Source organism: Cryptosporangium sp. NPDC048952 (assembly GCF_043197895.1).
Classification (GTDB): Bacteria; Actinomycetota; Actinomycetes; order Mycobacteriales; family Cryptosporangiaceae; genus Cryptosporangium.
Genome location: NZ_JBICTY010000003.1, coordinates 164,360 through 189,853 on the forward strand (window position 1 = coordinate 164,360; position 25,494 = coordinate 189,853).

A 25,494-nucleotide genomic window follows, 5' to 3' on the forward strand; every position below is an offset into this window, starting at 1 on the left:
TGCGTGCGTCGAAGGTTCAGACCGGCGGAGGCGGGATGCTGGCCTTCGATGTACGCACTACATCAGTTCTGGCTCATAATTCACGCATGGCGATAGCAGGCGGTACCGAGCGGTCTGCCGCGGGCTCCACCGAGTCCGCGGCAGACGGGCGGGGTCTGTCCGGCCTCGAGGACGAGCTGCGGGTCGTCCACACGCGAATCGACCAGGTCAAAGGGCGGATGCGCTCCGCGATCGACGTCTTCGGGCTGCTCGGCTTCGGACTCGCGTTCGTCGGCCTGATCGTCGTCGCCGGTCTCGCGGCGGTGTCGTTCTCGTCCGGCGACTCCGGGGTCGGCATGCTCTTCAGCGCGCTCACCGTCGTCGCGCTGCCCATCGTCGGGATCGCGGCCTGGCACGCGTTCAGCGCGCTGTGGGATCTCAACAGCGAGCTGACCGTGCTGCGCAAGCGCGAGGCGACGATCTTCGGCGAGCTGGAACACGTCAGCAGCCCGGCACCGGCCCGCGCGGCCGACGACACGCTCGTCGACGCCGGCCCGCCCAGCGGCCTCGGTGGCTTCGGCGGCGGCCTCGGCCGGGGTCCCCGCCGCGTCGGGCTGCGGGAACCTCCGGCGGGCAACACCTCCGACGGCTACCGCGAAATCACCACCGAGAACCGCGGCCTGTTCGGGCGTACCACAGCGCTGTGGTTACTCGTCGGGGGCGGAATCCTGTTCCTGATCTTCATCCTCGGCGTCGCGCTGGGCACCGCGTCGACCAGCTAGTCAAGCGCCCGGCGCACGGGTCCACCGAGTCCGCTCGGCGATGGTGCCGACTCGCGCGCCAGGGACTAGACGGCGCGCAGGAGCACCGTCGACCAGGCCGAGAGCGGGCGCGACGCGCCGCCGTCGAGTGTCTCGCCACCGTCCGGCAGGTCGGGCCGGGCCGTGTCGAACACGACCTGGTACCGCTCGGCCCACGGGCGGCCCGGTAGCCGCACTTCCAGATCGCCGTACGCGGCGTGGATCCACAGCAGGTACGAGTCGTCGACGATGCGCTCGCCGCGCATGGTCCGATTCCGGATCTGGTCGCCGTTGAGGAACATGCCGAGCGTCCGGGCGTCGTGACGGTTCCAGTCGTCCGGCCCCATCAGACCGCCGTCCGGCCGGAACCACGCCAGGTCGCTGACCGGGTTCTCGACGTCGTTCGGCGTGCCGACGAAGAACGAGCGCTGCCGGAACACCGGTGCTTTCGCCCGCAGCTCCAAGAGCCGCGAGGTGAACCCCAGTAGGCTCTCCGCCTCCGGATCGAGCTTCCAGTCCATCCAGGAAATCTCGTTGTCCTGGCAGTACGCGTTGTTGTTGCCGCCCTGCGTCCGGCGCAGCTCGTCGCCCGCCGTGAGCATCGGCACCCCTGCGGACAGCACCAGCGTGGCCAGCGCGTTGCGGATCTGCCGGTTGCGCAGCGCGACCACCGCGCCGTCGTCGGTCTCGCCCTCGACGCCGCAGTTCCAGGACCGGTTGTCGTCGGTGCCGTCCCGGTTCTGCTCTTTGTTCGCCTCGTTGTGCTTGTGGTTGTAGGTGAACAGGTCGCGCATCGTGAAGCCGTCGTGCGCGGTGATGAAGTTGATCGACGCGAACGGGCGGCGGCCGTCGTCCTGGTACAGGTCCGAGGAGCCGGAGAGCCGGTAGCCCAGCTCGCCGAGGCCACCGGCGCCGCGCCACAGGTCGCGGACGGCGTCGCGGTAGCGCCCGTTCCACTCCGTCCACAGCGGCGGGAAGTTGCCCACCTGGTAACCACCGGCGCCGATGTCCCACGGCTCGGCGATGAGCTTGAGCTGGTTGATCACCGGGTCCTGGTGGATCACCGACATGAACGACGACAGCTGATCGACGTCGTGCATGGACCGGGCCAGCGCCGACGCGAGGTCGAAGCGGAAACCGTCGACGCCCATGTCCAGCGCCCAGTAGCGCAGCGAGTCCATCAGCATCTGCAGCATCGCGGGCTGCCGGGCGTCGAGCGTGTTGCCGCAGCCGGTGTAGTCGACGTACCGGCTGCCGTCCTCCTGCGCGAGCCGGTAGTACCCCCGGTTGTCGATGCCGCGGAAGCTGAGCGTCGGGCCGTCCCCACCGCCCTCGGCGGTGTGGTTGTAGACGACGTCGAGGATGACCTCGATACCGGCGGCGTGCAGCGCGGCCACCATGTCGCGGAACTCCTCGACCTGGCCGCCGGCGTCACCGCGGGAGGAGAACCGGGAGTCCGGGGCGAAGTAGCCGAGGGTGTTGTAACCCCAGTAGTTCGGCAGGCCGCGGGCGGCGATCGTCGGCTCGGTGACCATGTGGTGCACCGGCAGCAGTTCGACGGACGTGACCCCGAGCTTCAGCAGGTGGTCGATGACCGCCGGATGGGCCAGGCCGGAGTACGTGCCGCGCAGGTGCTGGGGCACCTCGGGGTGGCGCATCGTGAAGCCGCGGACGTGCAGCTCGTAGATGACGGTGTCCTCCCAGGGCACCCGTGGCCGGGTGTGGGAGAGGCCGATCGTGCGGGCCAGCACCACCGAGCGCAGCGTGTGCGGCGCGGAGTCGCGCGGGTCGGGCCCGCCGCGGGAGGCGTCACCGACGTGGCCGTAGAGCGACTGGTCGTAGTCGACCTGGCCGGAGTAGGCCCGCGCGTACGGGTCCATCAGCAGCTTGGCCGGGTTGAACCGGTGACCGGCGAACGGGTTCCAGGGGCCATAGACGCGGAACCCGTAGCGCTGGCCGGGACCGACGCCGGGCACGTACCCGTGCCAGACGTGATAGGTGCTCTCCTCGAGCAGCAGCCGCCGCTCGTTTCCCGCCTCGTCGAACAGACACAGATCGACGCCGACCGCGTGCGGACTCCACAGCGAGAAGTTGACGCCGTCGCCGTCCCACGTCGCCCCCAGCGGGAACGGGTGACCTGGCCAGGGCCCGTCGGTATCGACGTTCATGTGCACAGGTTAGGGGTTGAGTAGGGAAAACCGTACCGAGACCTCCCGAGATGTGTCCCAGCGCCTGGTTCTGCTGGGTACCACGCGGCGCGTCGGGACGGGGGAGGACGTCCGAGGTTGGCCCGGGTGTTGTTGGATGGGCGTGTGTCTGACGCTTCCCGTCCCTCCGCTGTCGGCCGCGCGAGCGTGCCTTCCGTTTCGCCGGTGTTCTCCGTGACCCGAGGCGTCTCCGTGGTGCCGGAGTCGGCGCTGCCGTCACGCCCGCCGGCCGAGGCGGCCGCGAAGCCGGCCGCGCAGGCGCCGAAGCCGGCCGCGCCGGCGCCGCGTACCTATCCGGAGCTCGACCCCGACGCGGTGCTCGACCTCGCTGGAGTGACCGTCACGCGGTCCGGGAACGACCTGCTCCGCGAGATCACCTGGAAGGTCCGCGAAGACGAGCGCTGGGTGGTGCTCGGCCCGAACGGCGCCGGCAAGACCACGCTGCTCTCGGTCGCCGCCGCGCGCCTGCACCCGACCCGTGGCCGGGTCGGCATCCTCGGTGAGCAGCTCGGCAGGGTGGACGTCTTCGAGCTGCGCCCGCGGATCGGCCTCTCGTCCGCGTCGCTGGCCGAGCGCATCCCGTCCGAGGAGACGGTGGCCGACGTCGTCGTCACGGCCGCGTACGCGGTGGTCGGCCGCTTCACCGAGCAGTACGACGGTCTGGACGCCGCACGCGGCCGGGCGCTGCTCGCGCAGTTCGGCGTCGAGCACCTGGCACCCCGGCTCTACGGCACGCTGAGCGAGGGCGAGCGCAAGCGCGTCCAGATCGCGCGGGCGCTGATGACCGACCCCGAGGTGCTGATGCTCGACGAGCCGGCCGCGGGTCTCGACCTCGGTGGCCGCGAGGACCTCGTCCGGCGCCTGTCCATCCTGGCCAGTGACCCGGTCGCGCCGGCGCTGGTGCTGGTCACGCACCACGTCGAGGAGATCCCGCCGGGCATCACGCACGCGCTGCTGTTGCGCCAGGGCGAGGTGGTGGCGGCCGGGCCGCTCGACGAGGCCCTCACCGCGGAGACGCTGTCGAGCACGTTCGGGCTGGCCCTTCGTCTGGATCGGACGGCCGACCGGTACGCTGCTCGCGCTCTGTAATCGGGGTTGTCTCTGACCGGTATGTGACAGAACCTGCGGGCCGGTTCCTGCGTGACCCCCTTACAGTGGACACCGGGAGATCTTCGGGGAGCGAACACCCATGGGCCGGCACGACCAGATGGTCCTCGACATCGGCGAGGACGTCGACGGGTACCGCGTCGAGTCGTTCATCGCCCGTGGTGGGATGGCGGTCGTCTACAAGGCACGCGATCGACGCCTCGGGCGTCCCGTCGCGCTGAAGCTGATCGCGCCCGAGTTAGCGGCCGACACGACGTTCCGGGCGCGGTTCACCCGGGAAAGCGAGCTCGCGGCCTCGCTCGACCACCCGAACGTGCTGCCGATCTACCAGGCCGGTGAGCTCGACGGCATGCTGTGGACGGCGATGCGCTTCGTCGACGGCGAGGATCTGGACACCGCGTTGGGGCGGCGGGGGCGTCTGTCGCCGGACGAGACGATCACGATCTTCACGGCCGTGGGTGCGGCGCTGGACGCCGCCCACGCCCGCCAGCTGGTCCACCGTGACGTGAAGCCGGGCAACATCCTGCTGACCGGTCAGGACGGCGCCGACGGCGACATGAACCTGGCCGCGCGGCACATTTACCTCACCGACTTCGGGCTCACCAAGCGCAGCGCCGACGTCACCGGTCTCACCACCGCAGGGCAGTTCCTCGGCACGATCGCGTACGTCGCTCCCGAGCAGATCGCGAGTCAGGCGGTCGACCACCGGGCCGACGTGTACTCGCTGGGGTGCGTGCTCTACCACGTGCTGTCGGGGACGGCGCCGTTCGCGCGGGACGACTACGTGGCGATGCTGTGGGCGCACATCAGTTCGCCGCCGCCGGTGTTGTCGGAGGTGCTGGAGGACGTGCCGCCGGCGGTGGACGCGGTGATCCAGTCGGCGATGGCGAAGGAGCCGAGTGCGCGGCCGGAGAGCTGCGGCGCACTGGTCGGCCAGCTGCGGGACGCGTTCGGCCTGGCCGCCCAGATCCCGTTCCGGCTCGCGGAGCGCCCGGGCAAGGTGGCCGGGGTCCACGACCGCTTCGTGGCCGACCCCGCCGACGACACCCCCACCGTCGTCAAACCCACCTCCGACCCCGCCACCTCGCCTCCCGCGGCCCCGCCCGCGGCAGCGGACACCGGTGCACCCCGCTCCACAACGCCTCCGGCCGACTCCCCGGCGGCCCCGGCCGCCGACGCGGAGAAGGAGGGGGTGCCCAGCTTGGAGGAGGCGTTGGCGTTACGGCCGGTGTCGGCCGAGCCGGTGGCGGTGGGGCGGGCGGAGCCCACGGTGATCGAGGGGCCGTCCGGGGCGCGGGCGGAGGCGATCGCGCAGCGGGACTCGCCGCCGACGCTGGTGAGCCACCGCCGCGACCCCGAGCCGCCGGCCGCGCCGGACCGCCCCCGTCGGGTTGCGCTCGTCGCCGGCCTGGTGGCGCTCGTGGTGCTCGCCGTCGGTGCCGGCTTCTGGCTGTTCCGCCCGGACGCCGAGGAGCAGCCCGTCACCGCGACGGTCCCGAGCCAGGAGCCGTCCGCGCCCCCGGCCCCCAGCACGCCGGCGAGCGTCGGGCAGCCGAAGATCCTCGTCACCGTGAAGGTGGGCAACGGTCCCCAGGGCATCGCGTTCTCGCGCGACGGACGTCGCGTCTACATCGCGAACAGCAACGAACGCTCGGTGTCGGTCGTCGACAACGAGGACCACCGCGTGGTCAAGAAGATCCCGACGCCGAACCAACCGCAGTACGTCGCGGCGAGCCCCACCCGCGACCTGCTCTACGTCTCGACGCACAACGACAACGGCGGCGGCAACGCGATCGTGGTCCTCGATGCCGAGAAATCCACAGTGGTCACGAGCATCCCGGTCGAAGAGGCCGTCGACTCGCACCCGTACGCGCTCGCCGTGTCGCCGGACGGCAAGTGGATCTACGTCCCGGACCACGACCGCGAGGTCGTGCTCGTCATCGACGCCACGACGAACAAGCTGGCAACCAAACTGGCCGTGGCCCCCCGGCCGCACTCGGTGGCGTTCGCCGGGAGCACCGCGTACGTGGCCAACCACGAGTCGAACAAAGTGACTGTCGTCGACACCGGTAAAACCTCGGTGGCGGCCACGATTCCGGTCGGCGCGGCACCGCACAGCGTGGCGGCGAGCCCCGACCGCACCCGCGTCTACACCGCCAACTACGACGACGGCACGACGTCGGTGATCGACACGAAGTCGAAGAAGAAGATCGGCGCGGACGCCAAGGTCGGCACGAACCCGCGCTGCGTCGCGGTCTCCGCCGACGGCAAACACGCCTACTTCGCGGCGACCGGCGACGACACGCTCACCGTGCTCGACACGACGACGATGAAGCAGACGGCGTCGATCAAGCTCGGCGCCGATCCCTACGTCGTCGCGGTCTCGCCGGACGGACGCACCGGCTACGTGACCAACCGGGAGTCCGACACCGTGACCGTGCTCTCGCTCACGGCCTGAGCCCCGGGCGAACTACCCGCCGGTAGGCTGCGGCGAACGGCGTCGTCGAAGGGTGGTCGGAGCGGATGACCGGTGAGTTCGTGAACCTCGAGGTGGCGGAGGGCGTCGGCACGATCCTGCTCTCGCGTCCGAAGATGAACGCGCTCAACACCCAGGTGCAGGGGGAGCTGCGAGCGGCCGCGGAGGAGGCGACAGCCCGGGACGACGTCCGGGCGGTGGTGCTCTACGGCGGGGCGAAGGTGTTCGCGGCCGGGGCGGACATCAAGGAGTTCGCCGAGACCAGTTACACCCAGATGGTGTCGCGGGCCGAGGCGCTGACCGGGTCGCTGAACGCGGTCGCGCGGATCCCGAAGCCGGTCATCGCCGCCGTCACCGGCTTCGCGCTCGGCGGTGGGTGCGAGCTCGCGCTGACCGCGGACTTCCGGGTGGCCGGGGAGAACGCGAAGCTGGGCCAGCCGGAGATCCTGCTCGGGATCATTCCCGGTGCGGGCGGCACGCAGCGGTTGACGCGTCTGATCGGGCCGTCGAAGGCGAAGGACCTGATCTACTCCGGCCGGTTCGTGGACGCCGCGGAGGCGTTCGCGATCGGGCTCGTCGACAAGGTCGTCGCGCCCGAGGACGTGTACACGGCGTCGGTGGAGTGGGCGAAGACGTTCGCGAACGGACCGGCGTACGCGCTGCGGGCGGCGAAGGCCGCGATCGACGGTGGCCTCGACGTCGATCTGGAGACCGGGCTGCGGTTGGAGAGTCAGCTGTTCGCGGGTCTGTTCGCGACGGAGGACAAGCGGATCGGCATGGAGTCGTTCCTGGCCAATGGGCCCGGCAAGGCCGAGTTCACGGGGTCCTGAATCACCGTCGTTTTTCTGACCCCCGGCCCGCGGGTTCACCGGTGTCGCCTACCCTGGCGGCGCCGGGCGTGTACGCGCGGTACCGGTGGAGGAGAGCGGGATGACCTACCCTCAGGATCCGCAAGGGTGGCAGCAGCCAGGCGGCTACGACCCCAACGGCGGCTACGGCGACCCCTACGCGCCGCAGCCGACGAGCGGCAATCCGCCGCAGCCGACTCCGTTACCCCCGGGCCACCCGGGCACCCCCACCCCCGGCTACCCGGGCTCCCCAGCACCGGGCTACCCCGGTTCTCCGGGTTATCCGGGCGCTCCCACCTCGGGTTATCCGGGTGCTCCGACGTCGGGATACCCGGGCGCGCCGACTTCCGGGTACCCGGGTGCCCCGACTTCCGGGTATCCGGGTGCGCCTACCTCGGGGTATCCGCAGGGTGCGCCGACCTCGGGGTATCCGGCCGCGGGCTACCAGGCGCCGGGGTACGGCGGTTATCCGCCGGTGCCGCCGCCGAAGAAGAGCCGTACCGGCCTGATCCTCGGCATCGTGGCCGGTGTCGTCGTGCTGATGGTCATCGTCGGCTCGATCGGCGCGTGGGCGCTCTTCTCCGGCGACGACCCGGACCCGATCGCGTCCTCGTCCCCGTCGGCCCCGCCGTCCCCGACGGCATCCCCCTCGCCGACCGACCCGGCACAACTCGCCCAGTTCAAGGACCCCGACCTGCGTGAGTTCGCCCGCCGCGCCGCGGGTGAGGCCGACCGCTGCGAGGTGATCACCTCGACGATCCCGGCCGGCAACAACGCGGCCGAGGCGCTGAAGTGCATCTACGGAGCCAACTACCAGGTCTACTTCCTGCGCTACAAGACGCTCGCCGACCGCGACTCGTACGCCCAGTCCGCCCGCACCGGCTTCTCCGACGACTCGCTCGTCGTCGACGGCGACACGTTCTGGACCGACGACCAGCAGGTGCGCCAGGGCAACTTCATCACCGGTCACAACACCAGCGACAGCGGCCGATACGTCTTCTGGGACGTGCCGGGCAAGCCGGTGTCCGGCGAGGTCTACACCACCGGCACCGACGCGGCGGCGACCGAGAAGTTCTGGCGCACGATCCGCTGACGCCCGCTGTTACCGGCGAGTACGGTCCCCGTATGACTGAAACCGGTACGGAGTTGGAGGGCCACGGCGGCGACCTCGCCCTGGCGGCGTTGCGGGCCCGTGGCGTCAGCGCGATGTTCACGCTCTCCGGCGGCCACGTCTTCCCGCTCTACGACGCGGCGCACACCACCGGCTTCCCGCTGATCGACGTCCGGCACGAGCAGAGTGCGGTATTCGCGGCCGAGGCGACAGCGAAGCTCACCCGCCGCCCCGGCCTCGCGGTGCTGACCGCGGGCCCCGGCGTCACGAACGGCGTCTCGGGGGTCACGTCGGCGAAGTTCAACGGCTCGCCGGTCGTCGTCCTCGGGGGCCGCGCGCCGCAGATGCGCTGGGGCGCCGGCTCGCTGCAGGAATTCGACCACGTGCCGGTGCTGGCTCCGGTCACGAAGCACGCGGCGACGGTCACCGACATCAACGCGCTCGCCGCGGACGTCGGCGCGGCGGCCGACCTGGCGCTGACTCCGCACCGCGGTCCGGTGTTCCTCGACCTGCCGATGGACGTCGTCTTCGACCGGGCGACGTCCCGGATCGAGCCACCGGCGGTGCCCGCACTGCTCGAAGCCGATCCCGCCGAGGTCGCCCGCGCGGCGACGCTCATCGCGTCCGCCGAGCGGCCGGTGCTGGTCGCCGGCTCCGACGTCTACGCGGGCTCGGCCGAGCTCGCGCTGGTCGCGGCGGCCGAGGCACTGCGTGTCCCGGTGATCAGCAACGGTCAGGGGCGCGGCTGCATCCCGGCAGACCACCCGCTGGCGTTCGCCCGGGCCCGTGGCGCGGCGTTCACGTCCGCCGACGTCGTCGTCGTGGTCGGGACGCCGCTGGATTTCCGGCTCGGGTTCGGCACGTTCGGCGACGCGCAGGTCGTGCACGTCGTCGACTCGCCGACGCAGCGCGCCGGCCACGTCGCTACGGCCGCTGCCCCCGTCGGCGATCTCGCCGCGATTCTCACCGCGTTCGCGGACCACACCGGGCCGCGGACCGACCACGAGGACTGGATCACGTCGCTCCGCGACCTCGAGGACGCCGCGCGGCACCGGGACCTCGACGTGCTGACGGCCGAGACCGATCCGATCAAGCCCGCCCGCATTTACGGCGAGCTGCGGAACGTACTCGCGCGCGACGCTGTCGTGATCTGCGACGGTGGCGACTTCGTCTCGTACGGCGGTCGGTACCTCGACTCGTACACGCCGGGGTGCTGGCTCGACCCGGGGCCCTACGGGTGCCTCGGCACCGGCGCCGGGTACGCGATCGGGGCCCGGGTGGCGCGGCCGGACGCCCAGGTGTGCGTGCTGTTCGGCGACGGTGCGGCCGGATTCTCGCTGATGGACGTCGAGTCGCTGGTGCGGCAGAAGTTGCCGGTCGTGATGGTCGTCGGCAACAACGGGGTGTGGGGGTTGGAGAAGCACCCGATGCAGGCGGTGTACGGGTACGACGTGGCCGCCGATCTTCAGCCGGGGCTCCGGTACGACGACGTGGTACGCGCGCTCGGGGGCGCCGGTGAGACCGTCCAGAAGCCCGGTGACTTGGGCCCCGCCCTCCGGCGTGCCTTCGACGCCGGCGTCCCGTACCTGGTCAACGTCCTCACCGACCCGACGGATGCCTACCCGAGGTCGTCCAACCTCGCGTAGCGAAAAGTTTTTACGGCTCGGTGTCGTAGGGCGGCGGTGCGCTTCGTGGAGAGGGTGATGGCACCCTACGAACGGAGCGCACGGTGAAGCTCAGCGTCAATATGTTCATGACCCTCGACGGGGTCGTCCAGGGCCCCGGCGCGCCCGACGAGGACACGTCCGGGGGCTTCACGCGGGGCGGCTGGGTGGCGTCGCACTTCGACGACGCCCTCGGCCGGTTCGTCGACGGGTACTTCCAGCAGGCCGAGGCCCTGCTCTACGGCCGCCTGACCTACCAGATCATGGCCGCGTTCTGGCCCCAGGTCACCGACACCGACGACGGCGTCGCGGTGCCGCTCAACACCCTCCCGAAGTACGTCGTCTCGAACACGCTCACCGAAGCCACCTGGAACAACTCGTCGATCATCAGCGGCGACTTCCTGGCCGCGATCCGTGACCTGAAGAAGCAGCCGGGCAAGGAACTGCAGCTCCACGGCTGCGCCCAACTGGCTCGCACGCTGCACGACGCCGGCTTGATCGACGTCTACCGCATCATGGTCTTTCCGGTAGTCGTCGGTGACGGCAAGCGACTGTTCGCAGCCCAAGGGCCCGCGACCGGATTCCGCACGGTGAGCTCCGAAACCACGTCCACAGGGGTCACTGCGCTGACGCTGGAGCCGGTACCGTACGCCACCGCCGGGTTCACCGTGGTGGACGGCAAAGAACAGATCAAGGAGCAGTGAACACGATGTCGGAGTACATGCTTTCGGTCCATCACACCGGCGGATACCCCGAGGTGGACCCCGCGGAGATGCAGGCGCAGTTCGCCGCCGTCGACGCGTTCAACAAGGAGCTCACCGGCGCGGGGAACTGGGTGTTCGGCGGCGGCCTCATGCCGCGCGACACCGCGACGATGGTCGACGGCACCGGCGCGGAGACCGTGCTCGTCGACGGGCCCTACGCGGAGACCAAGGAGGTGCTCGGCGGGTTCTGGGTGATCACCGCCGAGAACCTCGACGAGGCCCTGAACTGGGCCTCGAAGGCCTCGAAGGCCTGTGCCGCCCCCGTCGAGGTCCGTCCGTTCCAGGGCGAATGACGGTCGCAGACGCAGACGTCGACCGGATCGTCCGGGAAGAGTACGGGCGCGTCGTCGCCACGCTCGTCCGGCGGTTCGGCGACGTCGATCTGGCCGAGGAAGCGACCGGCGAGGCGCTCCTGGTCGCCGTGCAGAACTGGCGCCGTGACGGGCTACCGCCGAATCCCGGCGGCTGGCTCGTCACGACGGCGGGCAACCGGGCGATCGACCGGATCCGGCGCGAGTCGGTCCGCGACGCCCGGCAGAAGGAGGCGCTCGTGCTGACGCCGGAATCCACCGATCCGCTCGGCGCCGTCGACGACGACCGGCTGCGCTTGATCTTCATGTGCTGCCATCCGGCGCTGGCCGTCGAGGCCCGGGTCGCGCTCACGCTCCGGCTGGTCGCCGGGCTCTCGATGGCCGAGATCGCCAGCGCGTTCGTCACTCCGGAGACGACGATGGCGCAGCGGCTCACCCGGGCGAAGCGCAAGATCAAGGCCGCGCGCATCCCGTTCGGCGTGCCGTTCGCGCACGACCTCCCGGCGCGCGTGAGCTCCGTGGCCGCCGTCATCTACCTGGTCTTCAACCAGGGCTACTTCGCCACCACCGGCGACGTCCCGCTGCGCGAGGAGCTCTGCGACGAGGCGATCCGGCTCGCCCGGCTGCTGCGGCGGCTGCTCCCGGACGAGCCGGAGGTCACGGGCCTGCTCGCGCTGCTCCTGCTCACCGACGCGCGGCGCCCGGCCCGGTTCGACGACGGGACGCTCGTTCCGCTCGCCGAGCAGGACCGCAGTCGGTGGTCACGGCCGCTGATCGCCGAGGGCCACGAGCTGGTCCGCGAGTGCCTGCGTCGGCAGCGGCCGGGTTACTACCAGATCCTGGCCGCGATCAACGCCGTGCACACCGACGGGGAGGCGACCGACTGGCGTCAGGTGCTCGCGCTCTACGACCAGCTGATGATCGTCGCGCCGTCGCCGGTCGTGGCCCTCAACCGGGCGGTCGCGCTCGCCGAGGTCGAGCACCCGGCGGCGGCACTGGCCGAGGTGGACGCGCTCGACCTGGTGCCGTACCACGCCTGGCACGCCACCCGGGCCGACCTGCTGCGACGCCTGGACCGGCCGGTCGAGGCCGCCGGTGCGTACGAGGCCGCGATCGCGCTGGCGGACAACCCCGCCGAGCGGGAGTTCCTGCGCGGGCGGATGGGAACGCTTGACTGACTCCGGATGCGGCCGATGGAGCTTCCGTGGAAGCTTTCAGCCCGGCCGTGGCCGGCTGAGCCGTGCAGTACGTCCGGAACGCGGCCGAGCAGATCGTCGTGCTGGCCGTGCTCGCGGTGCTGCGGTTCTTCGATCTGGCCGGGCCGGCGCCGTTCTGGGTCTTCGTGTTGCTGCTCGGCGCGGGCGGGGTGCTGCAGCAGCCCCCCGTCCAGCGCCGGTTGGCCGGTGACGCCCCCGGAGGCCGCCTCTGGTTCCGGGTCGCCTCGCGCATCGCGTTCAACACCACGCTGATCTACGCGATCGGCTGGGGCGCGATGCTGGCGGTCGCGCACCTGGGGCTGCTGTCGCGGTTCGTCCGGCAGGACGGAGCGCGGGCTTGGCGGCCGCTGGCGGTGTGCAGCGCGGTGTCGCTGCTGCTCGGGCAGGTCGCGATCGCGCTCGGCTTGTTCAGCTACCTGCCGCAGCCCGAGGTGCACGGCGTCGCGACGCTGATCGCGTTGGGCATCTTCAGCACCAGCGCGGTGCTCGGTGAGGCCGTGCAGCGCAGGGAGCAGGCCGAGTCGGCGCTCCGGCAGAGCGAGGAACTGTTCCGGACGATGGTGCAGGACGGCGCCGATGTCATCACGTTGACCGAGGCCGACGGCTCGGTTCGCTTCGTGAGCCCGAACGCCGAACGCATTCTCGGCCGGAGCGCGGAGAGCCTGCTCGGCGACGCGTACTGGAAAATCCTCCACCCCGACGACCTGGAGGCGTCTCGGGCCTTCGTCCAGGAACTGGTGGACACGCCCGGCGCCGAGCAGACGATCGAAGTGCGCATCCTGCGCGCCGACGGCGTCTGGCGTTGGCACGAGGTGGTGCTCCGCAACCTGTTCGAGCACCAGGGCGTCGGGGCGCTGCTGGGGCACCACCGGGACGTCCACGACCGCCGGACCACCCACGACCAGGTCGCGCACGCGGCCACCCACGACGCGCTGACCGGCGTGCTCAACAGCGCCGCGTTCCAGCTGTCCCTGGAACGTGCCCTGGCCGACGGGGCGACCGGCGGCTACCCCGTCGGTGTGCTCTTCCTCGACCTGGACGGTTTCAAGCAGGTCAACGACGCCCTCGGCCACGCCGCCGGGGACGAGACGCTGCGCCTGGTGGGCAGGGCCCTGACCGGGTGCTGCCGGGACCGCGACGTGGTGGGCCGCATCGGTGGCGACGAGTTCGCCGTCCTGCTCAACGGTGTCGCCGGAAGCGCGCAGGCCGAAGAACTCGCGGCGTCGGTCATCGCACGTGTCGACGACGAGCAGGCCGCCGACCGTCCGCGGGTGGGCTGCAGCGTCGGCATCGCGATCGCCGCGCCGGGAACGTCGGACGTCCAGGCGCTGCTGCGCCAGGCGGACGCGGCGATGTACGTGTCGAAGCGCCGCGGACGCAACGGGTACGAGGTCGCCGGCCTAGGAACCGGCAGCGCACCGGGCGGCGCGGCCCTGCATCGTTGAGCGCTCGGCGGAGTTCTGGGTCTTGGCCGCCGCCCGCAGGAAGTGCTCGCGCGCCTCCTCGTGCGCACCGGCCCGGCAGAGCAGGTCACCGGCCACGGCGTCGAGCAGGTAGTAGTCACGCATGCCCGGCACGTCGAAGAGCGGACGCACGATCTCCAGGCCGGCTTCCGGGCCGAACGCCTTCGCGGCGGCCACGCTGCGGTTGAGCTCGACGACCGGTGACGGGGTGATCCGGGCCAGGCCGTCGTAGAGCGCGGTGATCAGCTCCCAGTCGGTGTCCTCCGGCCGGGCGGCCCGGGCGTGACAAGCCGCGATCGCCGCCTGCAACGCGTAGGGGCCGACGGTGCCGCCCAGCCGCTCGATCCGGTCGAGGTTGCCCAGGCCGCGACGGATCAGCAGCCGGTCCCACCGGGTGCGGTCCTGGTCTTCGAGCAGGATCGGCTCGCCGGTCGGCGTCTCCCGCGCACGCAGCCGCGACGCCTGTAGCTCGATCAGCGCGAGCAGCCCCAGCGTCTCGGTGTCGCTCGGCGTCAGCGCGGCGAGCATCCGCCCCAGCCGCAGGGCCTCCGCGCACAGATCGCCGCGGATCCATCGGTTTCCGGACGTGGCCGTGTAGCCGGAGTTGAAGAGCAGATAAACGACCTCGCGTACCGCGTCGAGACGTGGCTTTCGGTCTTCGGGCAGTTCCAGCCGCACCTTCGCGGCGGCGAGCGTCTTTTTCGCCCGGACGATCCGCTGCGCGATCGTCGGGGCGGGCGTGAAGAAGGCGCGGGCGACGTCCTCGGTGCTCAGGCCGCAGACCAGTTTGAGCGTGAGGGCGGAGCGGGCGTCGGGGGAGAGGATGGGATGGCAGGCCATGAAGATCAGGCCGAGGAGGTCGTCGGCGAGGTCGCCGTCCTCGTTGATCTCCACGGTGCGGGGTTCGCTCGCGGCGACGAGCAGGTACTTCCCGCGCTGCGTGTCCCGTCGACGTATACGGTCCACTGCCAGGTACTTCGCCGTGGTGTGCAGCCAGGCCGCAGGATTGTCGGGGACGCCCTCGTCGCGCCACTTCTCGACCGCTGCGACGAACACGTCGGCGGCGAGTTCCTCCGCGGTGTCGAGGTCACCGACCAGGCGCATCAGCCGGGCGATCACCCGCGGCGACTCCATTTTCCAGAGCGCCGCGATCTGATCGCCCGGCTCCGCGTTCACTGCAGGTCTTCGTACTCGACGACCTTGCGGATGTCGATCCGCTCGACGCCGGCCAGCAGCGCGAACTTGCGGGAGTGCTCGATGGCCTCGGCGAGCGAGTCGACCTCGACGATCGCGAACCCGCCGATCAGCTCCTTGGCCTCGGCGAACGGGCCGTCGATGACCCGGACGTCACCGTCGTTGATCTCCAGACGGGCGCCGTTGCGGCTCGACGAGACTCCCTCGCCGGACAGCAGGACGCCGGACATGGCCATCTCCTGCATGTATTCGCCGATCGCGGCCTGCTCTTCGGGCGTCGGAGGAACTCCGTCCTCCATCGCCTGCGTCTGGTAGTGCATGAGCATGTAACGCACGGGTTGCTCCTAGGCGTTCGTGTAGACGAGGTGCACCACTCCGGTGCCGAACGTCGTCGACGACAGCAGCTTCAGCGGGACGCTATCGCCGTCGGCGAACAGCTTCTGTCCCTTTCCGACGACGATCGGGTGCACGAGCAGGTGGAGCTCGTCGACCAGCGAGTGCTGCAGCAGCCACTGCACGAGCCCCGCGCTGCCGGTGATGCCGAGGCGGTTGTCGGCCTTGAGCTTCGTCAGCTCGGCCGCGACAGCCTTCTCGTCACCGCTGACGATCGTCGAGTTCTCCCACGTGGCCTCGGTCAGCGTGTTCGAGACGACGTACTTGCGCGCGCTGTTCATCTGCGCGGTCATCGGGTCGTTCGCGTCGGCCTGGGGCCAGTACTCGGCGAAGCCGTCGTAGGTGCGGCGGCCGAGCAGCATCGCGTCGTTGTCCATCAAAGCGCCGACCGCGGCGCCCATCTCGTCGTCGAAGTACGGGAAGTGCCAGCTTTCGGGTGCCTCGATGACGCCGTCGAGGGAGATGAACTGGCCGGTCTTGATGTAACCCATGGGAAGCTCCTCGTTCGGGTTTTCGGTCTCTCACCCGGTACGCCGAACGACGGCAACGGATCTCGACACGTCCCCCGAACTTTTTCAGAGATTTTCTTTTTGCTGGTCAGGAGCCTTGCATGGCCGCGCAAGCCAGGCCGAGGGGAGGGGCGCCGAGCGCGAGCAGCCTCTCGTGGAAGTCGCGTCCCCGGCCGCCGAGACCTCGTAGGACGAGCTTTCCCCACGTGTAGCGGCCGTAGGTCGGGTCGTACGTTCCCCGGCGGGCCTCGGACACCGCGGCCGGACCGGCCAGGAACGCGTGCTCGGTGAAACGGTGGGTTGCCTCGTCGACGGTCATCGCGCCGCTGTGCAGACCGATCGCGCAGAGCAGGCGCACGACCCGCACGAGCGCCTCCAGCGCGACGCCGGCCTGGAACCGCGGATCGCCCTCGCGGAAACCCTCCTCGAGCGCGAGCTCCTCGACGTAGTGCGCCCAGCCCTCGACGAACGCGCTCGAGAGCAGCAGGCGGCGGACGTCGGAGTCGAGGCGGCGCAGCGCACGGCCGTGGGTGTAGTGGCCGGGAGCAACCTCGTGGACTGTGATCGCGGGCAGGCTCGACCGGTTGAAGACTTTCAGCCAGTCTTCCTGCTCCGGGGCCGGCCAGGTCGGGTCCGGGGGCGTCACGTGGTACCAGGACGGGGCGTCGCGTTCGTAGGGCGCGGCCCAGTCCATCATGGCCAGCGCCCACTGCCGGGACTCCGGCGCCGGCCCGACCAGGCACTCGCCGTCCGTGTCGGGCATCAACCCCGACGCGTTGCTCCAGGCGATCACCTCGTGCGTCAGCGCCTGGGCTTCGGCGAGGACGCCGGTGGCGTCGGGATGGTCCGCGAGCAGTTCCGCGACGGTGCCGGCCGTGGGTTGGCCCGGTGCGATGCGCGCGCAGGCGTCGTCGAGCAGCGCGCGCATGCGCGCCAGTTCCCGCTCGCCGTCGTCGGCGAGCGCGTTCAGGTCGACGTCGAGCGCCTCGGCGGTTCCGAGCAACGCCGCGAGCCCGCGGGATCCGAGCTCGACGGGGGCGTCGGTCTTCTTTCGTAGATGCTCGACGAACCGGGCGTGCGCTGCGAGGGGGACGGCGTGCTTCTCCGGGTCCAGGCCTGCGGCGAGGCCGATCGCGCCGCCGAGGCAGGCGTCGGCGACGTCCGGCGGCACGGCGTCGAGCGCGGCGATGCTGGCGTCGATCGCGTCGGGCCAGGCCGCGAGGTGCCGGGCCTTCGCGGCGGCCCGTTCGTCGGCCGGGGCGTAGTCGCGGTCGTAGCAGGCCAGGTCGAGGTTGCTGATGTGCAGCAGCGGGTTGCGGCGGTGCAGCGAGAGGTCCGCGTACGCAACCCGGGCACGGTTCTCGAACGCGACGACATGGGCCTCGTCGTGCGGGTCGTCGTAGGTGGGGCCGTTGCCGACCCGGCTCAGCGCTGCGGCGATCGCACCGGGGGAGAGGTCCTGGGCGATGCCGTCGTACTCGTGCCGTCCGGATCCCTCGCGGGTGCCGGCGACGTCCAGGTCCGCAAGGGCACGCAGCCGGGCGTCCATCTACTGGGCGATCGCGATGGCGAACAGGTCGAGGCTGGTGTCGACGTCGTCCTCGGTGAACGTGAAGTCCCGGTGGGTCACCCGGGCGATCTCGCGCCGTAGCGTCGGGTGCCAGGTGGCGGGCGGGGACGCGGCCTGCGCGGCGACGAGGTCGAGCCGGCGGAGCCGACGTCGGTGGCGGACGCCGTAGAGGCGGTCGATGCGGAAGTGGGGTTCGACGAGCTCGGTGAGTTCGCGGGCGCCGCCCGGACGGGTGGGCGTGCTCACGATCAGCGTGCCGGCGGGGCGGAGCACCCGCGCGCACTCGGCGACGTCGGGAAGGTTCTGCAGGCTGACGACCGCGTCGATGCCGTGGTCGGGCAGGTCCCGGTCGACGATCACCTCGCGCGCGACCCGGGCCAGGATGTCGGCGCCGTAGCCCTCGCCCGCGAGGTCGAGCACCGTGGCTCCCCGCACCCACGGGCGGGCCGCCAGATACGCGACTTCGTGCCGCCGAAACCAGTAGTTGTCCACAGCCCTGCCGGCCCTAGAAAGCGTCAACTCCACCGCGCGGACATTAGTGCACGGCCTGCGGCGCTCGGGAGTGAGCGGCGCCATGCTGACTGATGTCCTCAGTCGTGGTGATATGGCTAACAGGCTCCGTCGTGAACGGCGGATGCAGGGGATTCTACCGGTGGGTAACATCAAGAGTGACTGTTTTACCCGGCGTGCGCGCGGACGCACGAGTCTGAGGACGATCCGAGCAGGAGGTCTGAACAGACCCATGAACATCGTCGTACTGGTCAAGCAGGTTCCGGACTCCGGTACCGAACGGTCGCTGCGCGCAGACGACAAGACCGTGGAACGCGACTCCGCCAACCTCGTCATCAACGAGATGGACGAGTACGCGATCGAAGAGGCGCTCAAGGTCAAGGAAGCCGTCGGCGGCACGGTCACCATCCTGACGATGGGTCCGGACAAGGCCACCGAGTCGATCCGCAAGGCACTCTCGATGGGCCCCGACGGCGCGGTGCACGTCAACGACGCCGCGCTGCACGGATCGGACTCCCTCGCCACCTCCAAGGTGCTCGCGAAGGCTCTGTCCGGCCTGGAGTGGGACCTGGTCATCGCCGGTGCGGAGTCCACGGACGGCCGCGCCGCCGCGATGGCGTCGATGCTGTCCGAGCGTCTCGGCGTCGCCGGCCTCACCGGCGCCCGCAAGCTCACCGTCGACGGCACCACGCTCACGATCGAGCGTCAGCTGGAGGACGGTTACCAGGTCGTCGAGGCGCAGACCCCGGCGATCGTCAGCGTCTGGGACACGATCAACGAGCCGCGGTACCCGTCCTTCAAGGGCATCATGGCCGCGAAGAAGAAGCCGGTCGACACCAAGTCCCTCGCGGACCTGGGCGTGGACGCGTCCGAGGTCGGCCTCGGTGCCGCCACCTCCAAGGTCGTCGACGCCGCTCCCCGTCCGCCGCGTGCCGCCGGTGAGAAGGTCGCCGACGAGGGCGACGCCGGGCAGAAGCTCGTCGCGTACCTGGCCGCCGAGAAGATCGTCTGAGGAGGACCCAACTCATGGCAGAAGTTCTGGTTCTCGTCGAGCACGTCGACGGGGCGGTCAAGAAGATCTCGCTCGAGCTGCTCACCGCCGCCCGCCAGCTGGGCGAGCCGTCGGCGGTCGTGGTCGGTACGCCGGGCACCGCTGCCGGCTACGCGGACACGCTGAAGGAGTACGGCGCCGCGAAGATCTACGCGGCCGAGTCCGACGACGTGCTGACGTACCTGGTGGCGCCCAAGGCGTCGATCCTGGCATCGCTCGCGGCCTCGTCGTCCCCGGCGGCGATCCTGATCGCGGCCACCGCGGAGGGCAAGGAGATCGCCGGCCGGCTGGCCGTCAGGCTCGAGTCCGGGCTGCTGTACGACGTCGTGGACCTGGCTTCGGACGGTGTCGCGACGCAGGCGATCTTCGCCGGTCAGTGGATCGTGAAGTCGCAGGTCACGTCCGGGACGCCGATCCTCGTGCTCAAGGGTGGCGCGGTGGACGCGGCCGCTGCTCCGGCCGCCGGGGAATTGGTGTCGGTGGACGTCTCGCTGGACGAGGCCGCGACCAAGGCGAAGATTCTCGACCGGGTCGTGGAGTCGAGCGGCTCGCGCCCGGAGCTGACCGACGCGAACATCGTCGTGTCGGGTGGCCGGGGCGTCGGTTCGGCCGACAACTTCAAGGTCGTCGAGGACCTGGCCGACTCGCTGGGTGCCGCGGTCGGCGCCTCGCGTGCGGCGGTCGACTCCGGGTTCTACCCGCACCAGTTCCAGGTGGGGCAGACCGGCAAGACGGTGTCGCCGCAGCTGTACGTCGCGCTGGGTATCTCCGGTGCGATCCAGCACCGGGCCGGCATGCAGACCTCGAAGACGATCGTCGCGGTCAACAAGGACGCCGAGGCGCCGATCTTCGAGCTCGCCGACTTCGGCGTCGTCGGAGACCTGTTCTCGGTGGCCCCGCAGGCCGCCGAAGAGGTACGCAAGCGCAAGGGCTGAGAGCTTTTTCGAACGGCCGGGCACCCCTGGGTGCCCGGCCGTTCGCAGATCTCCGGGCAGGATTCGTCGCGGCGGCGGTCGGGCTCGCATTCGTCGTCTTCGAGGGCTTGTCGAGTGATCGTGCGAACAGTTCGGAAAACTCGTCGTTTCCACGCCGTAACGTTCACAGGGTGACCGACTCGATCTCCGACACTCGCACCGAGCCGGCCGCAGCCGAGGGTGTCTTCGGCAAGACCTACCGCGCGACGAGCGTCGGTCTCCTCCTGATCGTCTCGATCGTGGCTTTCGAGGCGATGTCGGTCGTCACGGCGATGCCGATCGTCGTGGAGTCGCTTGACGGCATGGCGTACTACGCGTGGCCGTTCTCCGCGTTCATGGTCGCGAACCTGCTCGGCATGGTGCTGGCCGGTGAGCTCTCCGACAAGCTCGGCCCGACCAAGCCGATGCTGGTCGGTCTGGTGGCGTTCGCGCTGGGCCTGCTCGTCGCCGGCACCGCGACGACGATGGCGCAGCTGGTCGTCGGCCGGGTGGTGCAGGGCCTCGGCGGCGGGATCCTGATCGTCGTCATGTACGTGCTGATCGGCGTCCGGTACCCGCCCTCGCTGCACCCGAGGGTGTTCGGGCTGACCGCGATCGGCTGGGTGATGCCGGGGCTGATCGGGCCGGTGGTCGCGGGCACGCTGGCCGAGCAGGCGCACTGGCGGCTGGTCTTCCTGGGTCTGTTACCGCTCGTGATCCTCGGCACGCTGCTGATCGTCCCGGGCCTGCGCGGTGTGTCGGCTCCGGCGCCGCAGGGGCCGGCGGCGGTTTCCAACACGTACCGCGGTGGCACGGCGGCCCGCTGGCCGTTCGCCCTCCTCGCCGGTATCGGCGTCGTGCTGCTGCAGTTGGCCGGCGAGCGCCTCGACGTCATCGCGATCCCCGTCGCGGTGGTCGGTCTGGTAGCAGTCGTCCTGGCCGTGCGCCGCCTCCTGCCGGTCGGCACGGCCTCCGCCGCTTCGGGGCTGCCGTCGGTGGTGCTGATGCGCGGCCTGGCCGCGGGCTCGTTCTTCGCGATCGACACCTTGGTGCCGCTGACGCTCAGCTCGGTGCACGGCTGGAGCGCGGTCGCCGCAGGCCTCCCGCTCACGTTCGGCGCGCTGGGCTGGTCCGGTGCGTCCTGGGCGCAGGGGCGCTACCCCGACCTGCCGCGGTCGGTGGCCGTCGGCGCCGGGATGGTGGCCGTCGGCATCGCGTGCGCGTCGATGGCGTTCGTGGCCTGGGTGCCGGGCAGCGCGTGGGTGGCGTTCCCGGCGTGGATCTTCGGCGGCGTCGGGATGGGCCTGGTCATGCCGTCGCTTGCGGTGCTCCTGCTGGAGAACTCCACCGACGCCGACCGTGGCCGCAACAGCGCGAGCCTACAGATTTCCGACGCCCTGACCAGTTCGCTGACGATCGGCTTCGGCGGGGTGCTGGTGGCCGCCGCGACCGCTGGCACGTTCGGCATGTCGACGGCGATCGGCGCGATCGACGTCGCGATGGTGGGCATCGCCGTCGTCGGCGTTTTGGTCGCACCCCGCCTCCGCCGCCGCGCCGCGCAGTGAGCGTCGCGCCCGATAGGCTGAACGCCGTCATGGTGTACCTCGATCACGCGGCGACAACGCCGATGCTGCCGGAGGCGGTTGCCGCGCTCACCGGTGCGCTGGGCGCTGTCGGCAACCCGTCCTCGCTGCACGCGGCGGGCCGTCGAGCCCGCCGTGCGGTCGAGGAGGCTCGGGAGCGGTTGGCGGCCGCCCTGGGTGCGCGCCCGTCCGAGGTGTTGTTCACCGGCGGCGGCACCGAGAGTGACAACCTGGCCGTCAAGGGCATCTTCTGGGCCCGCCGGGACGCGGATCCGCGCCGCACTGTCGTGCTCACGTCCGCGGTGGAGCACCACGCGGTGCTCGACGCCGTCGAGTGGCTGGCCCAGCGCGAGGGCGCCACCGTCGAACTGCTCGCGGTGGACGACGCCGGTTGCGTGGCGCCGTCCGTGCTGGCCGAGGCACTGGAGCGGCACGGCGACACCGTTGCGCTGGTCAGCGTCATGTGGGCGAACAACGAGGTCGGCACTGTACAGCCGATCACCGAGCTGGCCGCGCTGTGCCGGGCGGCGGGAGTGCCGTTCCACAGCGACGCGGTGCAGGCGGTCGGGCAGGTGCCGGTGGACTTCGCCGCCTCCGGCGTGGACGCGATGACGCTCACCGGGCACAAAGTCGGTGGGCCGCTCGGCGTCGGGGCACTGCTGCTCGGGCGGGACGTGCCGTGCGTGCCGCTGCTGCACGGCGGGGGCCAGGAGCGCGACGTGCGCTCCGGCACGCTCGATACGCCGGCGATCGTCGCATTCTCGGTGGCGGTGGAGACCGCGGTGAAGGCGCAGGAGTCGTACGCGACGCGGGTGGCGTCGCTGCGGAACGAGCTCGTGTCCCGGTTGCTCGAGGAAGTTCCGGATGCTGTGTTGAACGGACCGACGGCCGGGGCTTCGCGGTTGCCGGGTAACGCGCACTTCTCGTTCCCCGGCTGCGAGGGTGACGCGCTGCTGATGCTGCTGGACGCTCGTGGCATCGAGTGCTCGACCGGGTCGGCGTGCTCGGCCGGGGTGGCGCAGCCCAGTCACGTGCTCGTGGCAATGGGGTCCGGGGTGGAGCGGGCGCGTGGGTCGCTGCGGTTCTCGCTCGGTCACACGTCGACGACCGCGGACGTGGACGCGCTGGTGAGCGCGATCGGTGGCGTCGTGGAGCGAGCCCGTCGCGCCGGGGCGGTGCGCAAGGCGTGATCCTCCCGGAAGGGTTGTTCGCTTCCGGCTGAGTGCGTCTATCTCTTATTCGAGATACCGTTCTCGGTATGAGCGAGGAGTTGCCCCGGCTGCCGGGGTTCCGGGAAGCGGCGCTGCGGCGTCGGCGCGAGACCGTGGGGGCGCTCGCTGACCATCGGCGTGCCGCCGGGCTCTCGCAGACCGAGATCGCGGCGCGCATGGGTACCTCGCAGTCGACTGTCGCCCGTCTCGAAGCCGGTGACGTCGATCCGCGCATGTCGACGCTCGAGCGCTACGCCGAAGCCCTGGGCGGCCGCCTCGACGTCTCCCTCCACTTCGACCCGGCCCCCGCCATCCCCCCGGGCCTCCCACTCCTCCGCCCCGCCTACGCCCCGGGCAGCCCCCTGGCCCCGCCCGGCCCGGCAGCGCCCCTCGCGCCGGCGGCAGCGATGCCCGGCAGCCCGGTCGCGCCCCTCGCGCCGGCGGCAGCGATGCCCGGCGGCCCCGGCGCGCCGTTCTTGCCGGCTGCGCAGGTCTCGCCGGCCCACGGGCCTGGTGGTGCGGCGCCGGAGGGGGAGGACCCCGCGCCGGGTTCGCCTGCCTCAGAGCGTCCATATGCAGCACCGTTGCCCCCGCCAGGGGGCGACCGACCCGCACGTCCTACTCAACGACGGTGGTGATCCGTATGTCCTCCGCAACCTGGTTCCCTCCCGAACGCCCGGAGTGGCGTCCCCCGAACTGGCAGCCGCCGCAGCCGGTACAGCCGCCCCAGCCCGAGCAGCCGAGGCCCGTCTGGTCCCCGACGCCCCCGCCGCAGCCCCCCGCGGAGGACGTCCGCGAACTCTGGGAGGACCGGCTCCTCGACCAGCGCATCGTGCAGGTCAACGGCCGGCTCGACAACGACGCCGCGAACCGGGTCGCGAGCCGCCTCCTGCTGCTCGACTCCCGCAACCAGCACCCGATCAACCTCCGTCTGAACAGCGGAAACGCCGACCTCACAGCGGTCTGGACACTCGTGGACACGCTGGACGCGCTCGTCGTCCCGGTACACGCGCTCGTGGTCGGCGAACTCGGCGGCGGAAGCCTGGCGCTGCTCACCGCTGTCGCCGAGCGGTACGCCCACCCGCACGCCCGCTTCCGCCTCGCGGACCCGTCGCTACCGAGCATCACCGGCACGGCTGGGGAACTCGCCGGCGAGGCCGCGGCCAACACCAAGCTGGTCGAGTCGTTCCACGCCAGGCTCGCCGAACTCACCGGCAAGCCACTGGACGAGGTGACCGACGACTTCCGCCGGGGCCGGTTCCTCACCGCCGACGACGCCCTGGAGTACGGCCTGATCACCGACATCCGCCCCCGGACCGTACGGCCCGAATAGCGCCGTCGCGCCCCGGTAGGCTCGTACCGAGCAACCAACTCGGAGGAGCGGTACCGATGCGTGTCCTGGCGGCGATGTCGGGCGGAGTCGACTCCGCGGTGGCGGCTGCCCGCGCGGTGGAGGCCGGGCACGACGTCACCGGCGTCCACCTGGCCCTGTCGCAGTCCCCGCAGCAGCACCGCCTCGGGTCCCGGGGCTGCTGCACGGTCGAGGATTCCCGCGACGCCGCCCGGGCGGCCGACGTCATCGGCATCCCGTTCTACGTCTGGGCGATGGCCGACGAGTTCAGCCGTGACGTCGTCGACGACTTCGTAGCGGAGTACGCGGCCGGCCGCACGCCGAACCCCTGCCTGCGCTGCAACGAGAAGATCAAGTTCGAGGCCGTGCTCGACCGGGCGCTCGCGCTCGGCTTCGACGCGGTCGTCACCGGCCACCACGCACGGTTGACCGGTCTCGAGCTGCGCCGCTCGGTCGACATCGGCAAGGACCAGTCGTACGTCCTCGCGGTGCTGCGGCCCGACCAGCTCGCCCACGCGATGTTCCCGCTGGGCGACTCGACGAAGGCGGACGTCCGGCTCGAGGCCGCGCGCCGGGGGCTCGGTGTCGCGGAGAAGCCCGATTCGCACGACATCTGCTTCATTCCGGACGGTGACACCGCCGGTTTCCTGCGGAAGTCGCTCGGAGAGGCGCCCGGAGACATCGTCGACGCGGCCACCGGCGAGGTGCTGGGCAGCCATGACGGTGCGTACGCGTACACGATCGGCCAGCGGCGCGGTCTCAAGCTCGGGCGGCCCGCCGCCGACGGCAAGCCCCGGTACGTCCTCGACATCTCGCCGGTCGAGAACACGGTGCGGGTCGGTCCCGCGGAGGCGCTCGACGTCGACGAGGTCGTCGGGGTGCGCCCGGTCTGGACGAACGGCGTCCGCACGGAGGCGTTCGAGTGCGTCGCGCAACTGCGTGCACACGGCCAGGTGTTCCCGGCCACCGCGATCCCGGACGGGGAAAGCGACCGCTGGGTCGTTCGGCTCCACGTACCCGCGCGGGGCGTCGCGGCGGGCCAGGCAGTCGTGCTCTACGACGATGACGTCGTGATCGGTTCGGCCACGATCGACGTCGCCCGGAAGGCTGTCGCCACCCCGGCTTGACCGGTTCCGAAGCTCACAGGAATCACTCAGCGATTCCACGGGTGCGCATCAGGCGCGCCGTCGATCGTCGAGGCATCCCCTGATTCCTGCGCCTT

General features: G+C 71.0%; 23 protein-coding genes. 17 read left to right on the forward strand and 6 right to left on the reverse strand.

Annotation, left to right across the window (positions count from 1 at the left end; all coding sequences use genetic code 11):
* Nucleotides 1-86: 86 nt before the first annotated feature.
* Entirely contained in the window at nt 87-761 is a 675-nt protein-coding gene (locus ACGFY5_RS16800; protein WP_392720741.1) for a hypothetical protein, read from the forward strand.
* Nucleotides 762-826: 65 nt separating this feature from the next.
* Here the strand turns inward: ACGFY5_RS16800 and glgX are convergent, their stop codons facing one another.
* Nucleotides 827-2,947, reverse strand: coding sequence for a glycogen debranching protein GlgX (glgX, locus tag ACGFY5_RS16805; protein ID WP_392720742.1), 2,121 nt, complete (start codon nt 2,945-2,947; stop codon nt 827-829).
* Nucleotides 2,948-3,196: 249 nt separating this feature from the next.
* Here glgX and ACGFY5_RS16810 point away from each other — a divergent pair, with 249 nt between their 5' ends.
* The 9 genes from ACGFY5_RS16810 to ACGFY5_RS16850 all read left to right on the forward strand — a co-directional run bounded on the left by ACGFY5_RS16810 (nt 3,197) and on the right by ACGFY5_RS16850 (nt 13,929).
* Nucleotides 3,197-4,075 (forward strand): ABC transporter ATP-binding protein, encoded by an 879-nt coding sequence (locus ACGFY5_RS16810; protein ID WP_392722487.1) that lies wholly within the window; start codon nt 3,197-3,199, stop codon nt 4,073-4,075.
* A 100-nt stretch (nt 4,076-4,175) separates the two neighbouring features.
* A complete protein-coding gene (locus ACGFY5_RS16815) occupies nt 4,176-6,551 on the forward strand; it encodes a protein kinase (RefSeq protein WP_392720744.1) in 2,376 nt (791 codons plus the stop codon).
* A gap of 65 nt (nt 6,552-6,616) precedes the next feature.
* Complete coding sequence (locus tag ACGFY5_RS16820; protein ID WP_392720745.1) at nt 6,617-7,399, forward strand: enoyl-CoA hydratase/isomerase family protein; 783 nt, start codon at nt 6,617-6,619, stop codon at nt 7,397-7,399.
* Between the two features lie 100 nt (nt 7,400-7,499).
* A complete protein-coding gene (locus ACGFY5_RS16825; protein WP_392720746.1) occupies nt 7,500-8,510 on the forward strand; it encodes a hypothetical protein in 1,011 nt (336 codons plus the stop codon).
* A 32-nt stretch (nt 8,511-8,542) separates the two neighbouring features.
* Nucleotides 8,543-10,174: an acetolactate synthase gene (locus ACGFY5_RS16830; protein WP_392720748.1), complete on the forward strand. Its 1,632-nt coding sequence runs from the start codon at nt 8,543-8,545 to the stop codon at nt 10,172-10,174.
* Between the two features lie 83 nt (nt 10,175-10,257).
* Nucleotides 10,258-10,896 carry a dihydrofolate reductase family protein gene (locus ACGFY5_RS16835; protein ID WP_392720750.1) on the forward strand — a complete coding sequence of 213 codons (639 nt, stop codon included), beginning with the start codon at nt 10,258-10,260 and terminating at the stop codon, nt 10,894-10,896.
* A gap of 5 nt (nt 10,897-10,901) precedes the next feature.
* Nucleotides 10,902-11,249, forward strand: a complete 348-nt coding sequence (locus ACGFY5_RS16840) for a YciI family protein (RefSeq protein WP_392722488.1) — start codon at nt 10,902-10,904, stop codon at nt 11,247-11,249.
* Nucleotides 11,246-12,445, forward strand: coding sequence for an RNA polymerase sigma factor (locus ACGFY5_RS16845; RefSeq protein ID WP_392720751.1), 1,200 nt, complete (start codon nt 11,246-11,248; stop codon nt 12,443-12,445). The genes ACGFY5_RS16840 and ACGFY5_RS16845 overlap by 4 nt, the downstream gene beginning before the upstream one ends.
* Before the next feature lie 62 nt (nt 12,446-12,507).
* Nucleotides 12,508-13,929, forward strand: a complete 1,422-nt coding sequence (locus ACGFY5_RS16850) for a diguanylate cyclase domain-containing protein (protein ID WP_392720752.1) — start codon at nt 12,508-12,510, stop codon at nt 13,927-13,929.
* Here ACGFY5_RS16850 and ACGFY5_RS16855 read toward each other — a convergent pair.
* The 5 genes from ACGFY5_RS16855 to ACGFY5_RS16875 all read right to left on the reverse strand — a co-directional run bounded on the left by ACGFY5_RS16855 (nt 13,885) and on the right by ACGFY5_RS16875 (nt 18,138).
* Nucleotides 13,885-15,081 (reverse strand): RNA polymerase sigma factor, encoded by a 1,197-nt coding sequence (locus tag ACGFY5_RS16855; protein ID WP_392722490.1) that lies wholly within the window; start codon nt 15,079-15,081, stop codon nt 13,885-13,887. The two genes, ACGFY5_RS16850 and ACGFY5_RS16855, sit on opposite strands and share 45 nt — an antisense overlap.
* A 38-nt stretch (nt 15,082-15,119) precedes the next feature.
* Nucleotides 15,120-15,467 (reverse strand): YciI family protein, encoded by a 348-nt coding sequence (locus ACGFY5_RS16860; RefSeq protein ID WP_392722492.1) that lies wholly within the window; start codon nt 15,465-15,467, stop codon nt 15,120-15,122.
* Nucleotides 15,468-15,485: 18 nt separating this feature from the next.
* Complete coding sequence (locus ACGFY5_RS16865; RefSeq protein ID WP_392720754.1) at nt 15,486-16,025, reverse strand: dihydrofolate reductase family protein; 540 nt, start codon at nt 16,023-16,025, stop codon at nt 15,486-15,488.
* 106 nt (nt 16,026-16,131) lie between these two features.
* Nucleotides 16,132-17,592, reverse strand: a complete 1,461-nt coding sequence (locus ACGFY5_RS16870) for a DUF885 family protein (protein WP_392720756.1) — start codon at nt 17,590-17,592, stop codon at nt 16,132-16,134.
* Nucleotides 17,593-18,138 (reverse strand): class I SAM-dependent methyltransferase, encoded by a 546-nt coding sequence (locus ACGFY5_RS16875; protein ID WP_392720758.1) that lies wholly within the window; start codon nt 18,136-18,138, stop codon nt 17,593-17,595.
* Between the two features lie 217 nt (nt 18,139-18,355).
* Between ACGFY5_RS16875 and ACGFY5_RS16880 the strand changes: the two genes are divergently transcribed.
* The 7 genes from ACGFY5_RS16880 to mnmA all read left to right on the forward strand — a co-directional run bounded on the left by ACGFY5_RS16880 (nt 18,356) and on the right by mnmA (nt 25,399).
* Nucleotides 18,356-19,135: an electron transfer flavoprotein subunit beta/FixA family protein gene (locus ACGFY5_RS16880; RefSeq protein WP_392720759.1), complete on the forward strand. Its 780-nt coding sequence runs from the start codon at nt 18,356-18,358 to the stop codon at nt 19,133-19,135.
* 14 nt (nt 19,136-19,149) lie between these two features.
* Nucleotides 19,150-20,109, forward strand: a complete 960-nt coding sequence (locus ACGFY5_RS16885) for an electron transfer flavoprotein subunit alpha/FixB family protein (protein ID WP_392720761.1) — start codon at nt 19,150-19,152, stop codon at nt 20,107-20,109.
* Between the two features lie 170 nt (nt 20,110-20,279).
* Nucleotides 20,280-21,692, forward strand: coding sequence for an MFS transporter (locus tag ACGFY5_RS16890; protein WP_392720763.1), 1,413 nt, complete (start codon nt 20,280-20,282; stop codon nt 21,690-21,692).
* Between the two features lie 29 nt (nt 21,693-21,721).
* Nucleotides 21,722-22,900 carry a cysteine desulfurase family protein gene (locus tag ACGFY5_RS16895; RefSeq protein ID WP_392720765.1) on the forward strand — a complete coding sequence of 393 codons (1,179 nt, stop codon included), beginning with the start codon at nt 21,722-21,724 and terminating at the stop codon, nt 22,898-22,900.
* Between the two features lie 68 nt (nt 22,901-22,968).
* Nucleotides 22,969-23,559: a helix-turn-helix domain-containing protein gene (locus tag ACGFY5_RS16900; protein ID WP_392720766.1), complete on the forward strand. Its 591-nt coding sequence runs from the start codon at nt 22,969-22,971 to the stop codon at nt 23,557-23,559.
* Between the two features lie 5 nt (nt 23,560-23,564).
* Complete coding sequence (locus ACGFY5_RS16905) at nt 23,565-24,254, forward strand: ATP-dependent Clp protease proteolytic subunit (RefSeq protein WP_392720768.1); 690 nt, start codon at nt 23,565-23,567, stop codon at nt 24,252-24,254.
* Between the two features lie 56 nt (nt 24,255-24,310).
* Nucleotides 24,311-25,399 (forward strand): tRNA 2-thiouridine(34) synthase MnmA, encoded by a 1,089-nt coding sequence (gene mnmA, locus ACGFY5_RS16910; RefSeq protein WP_392720769.1) that lies wholly within the window; start codon nt 24,311-24,313, stop codon nt 25,397-25,399.
* Nucleotides 25,400-25,494 lie beyond the last annotated feature (95 nt).

Coding starts and splice junctions, on each gene's coding strand:
- ACGFY5_RS16800 (WP_392720741.1), top strand. CDS start 87: ATGGCGATAGCAGGCGGTACCGAGCGGTCTGCCGCGGGCTCCACCGAG.
- glgX (WP_392720742.1), bottom strand. CDS start 2,947: ATGAACGTCGATACCGACGGGCCCTGGCCAGGTCACCCGTTCCCGCTG.
- ACGFY5_RS16815 (WP_392720744.1), top strand. CDS start 4,176: ATGGGCCGGCACGACCAGATGGTCCTCGACATCGGCGAGGACGTCGAC.
- ACGFY5_RS16820 (WP_392720745.1), top strand. CDS start 6,617: ATGACCGGTGAGTTCGTGAACCTCGAGGTGGCGGAGGGCGTCGGCACG.
- ACGFY5_RS16825 (WP_392720746.1), top strand. CDS start 7,500: ATGACCTACCCTCAGGATCCGCAAGGGTGGCAGCAGCCAGGCGGCTAC.
- ACGFY5_RS16830 (WP_392720748.1), top strand. CDS start 8,543: ATGACTGAAACCGGTACGGAGTTGGAGGGCCACGGCGGCGACCTCGCC.
- ACGFY5_RS16840 (WP_392722488.1), top strand. CDS start 10,902: ATGTCGGAGTACATGCTTTCGGTCCATCACACCGGCGGATACCCCGAG.
- ACGFY5_RS16845 (WP_392720751.1), top strand. CDS start 11,246: ATGACGGTCGCAGACGCAGACGTCGACCGGATCGTCCGGGAAGAGTAC.
- ACGFY5_RS16855 (WP_392722490.1), bottom strand. CDS start 15,081: ATGGAGTCGCCGCGGGTGATCGCCCGGCTGATGCGCCTGGTCGGTGAC.
- ACGFY5_RS16860 (WP_392722492.1), bottom strand. CDS start 15,467: ATGCTCATGCACTACCAGACGCAGGCGATGGAGGACGGAGTTCCTCCG.
- ACGFY5_RS16865 (WP_392720754.1), bottom strand. CDS start 16,025: ATGGGTTACATCAAGACCGGCCAGTTCATCTCCCTCGACGGCGTCATC.
- ACGFY5_RS16870 (WP_392720756.1), bottom strand. CDS start 17,592: ATGGACGCCCGGCTGCGTGCCCTTGCGGACCTGGACGTCGCCGGCACC.
- ACGFY5_RS16880 (WP_392720759.1), top strand. CDS start 18,356: ATGAACATCGTCGTACTGGTCAAGCAGGTTCCGGACTCCGGTACCGAA.
- ACGFY5_RS16885 (WP_392720761.1), top strand. CDS start 19,150: ATGGCAGAAGTTCTGGTTCTCGTCGAGCACGTCGACGGGGCGGTCAAG.
- ACGFY5_RS16895 (WP_392720765.1), top strand. CDS start 21,722: ATGGTGTACCTCGATCACGCGGCGACAACGCCGATGCTGCCGGAGGCG.
- ACGFY5_RS16900 (WP_392720766.1), top strand. CDS start 22,969: ATGAGCGAGGAGTTGCCCCGGCTGCCGGGGTTCCGGGAAGCGGCGCTG.
- ACGFY5_RS16905 (WP_392720768.1), top strand. CDS start 23,565: ATGTCCTCCGCAACCTGGTTCCCTCCCGAACGCCCGGAGTGGCGTCCC.
- mnmA (WP_392720769.1), top strand. CDS start 24,311: ATGCGTGTCCTGGCGGCGATGTCGGGCGGAGTCGACTCCGCGGTGGCG.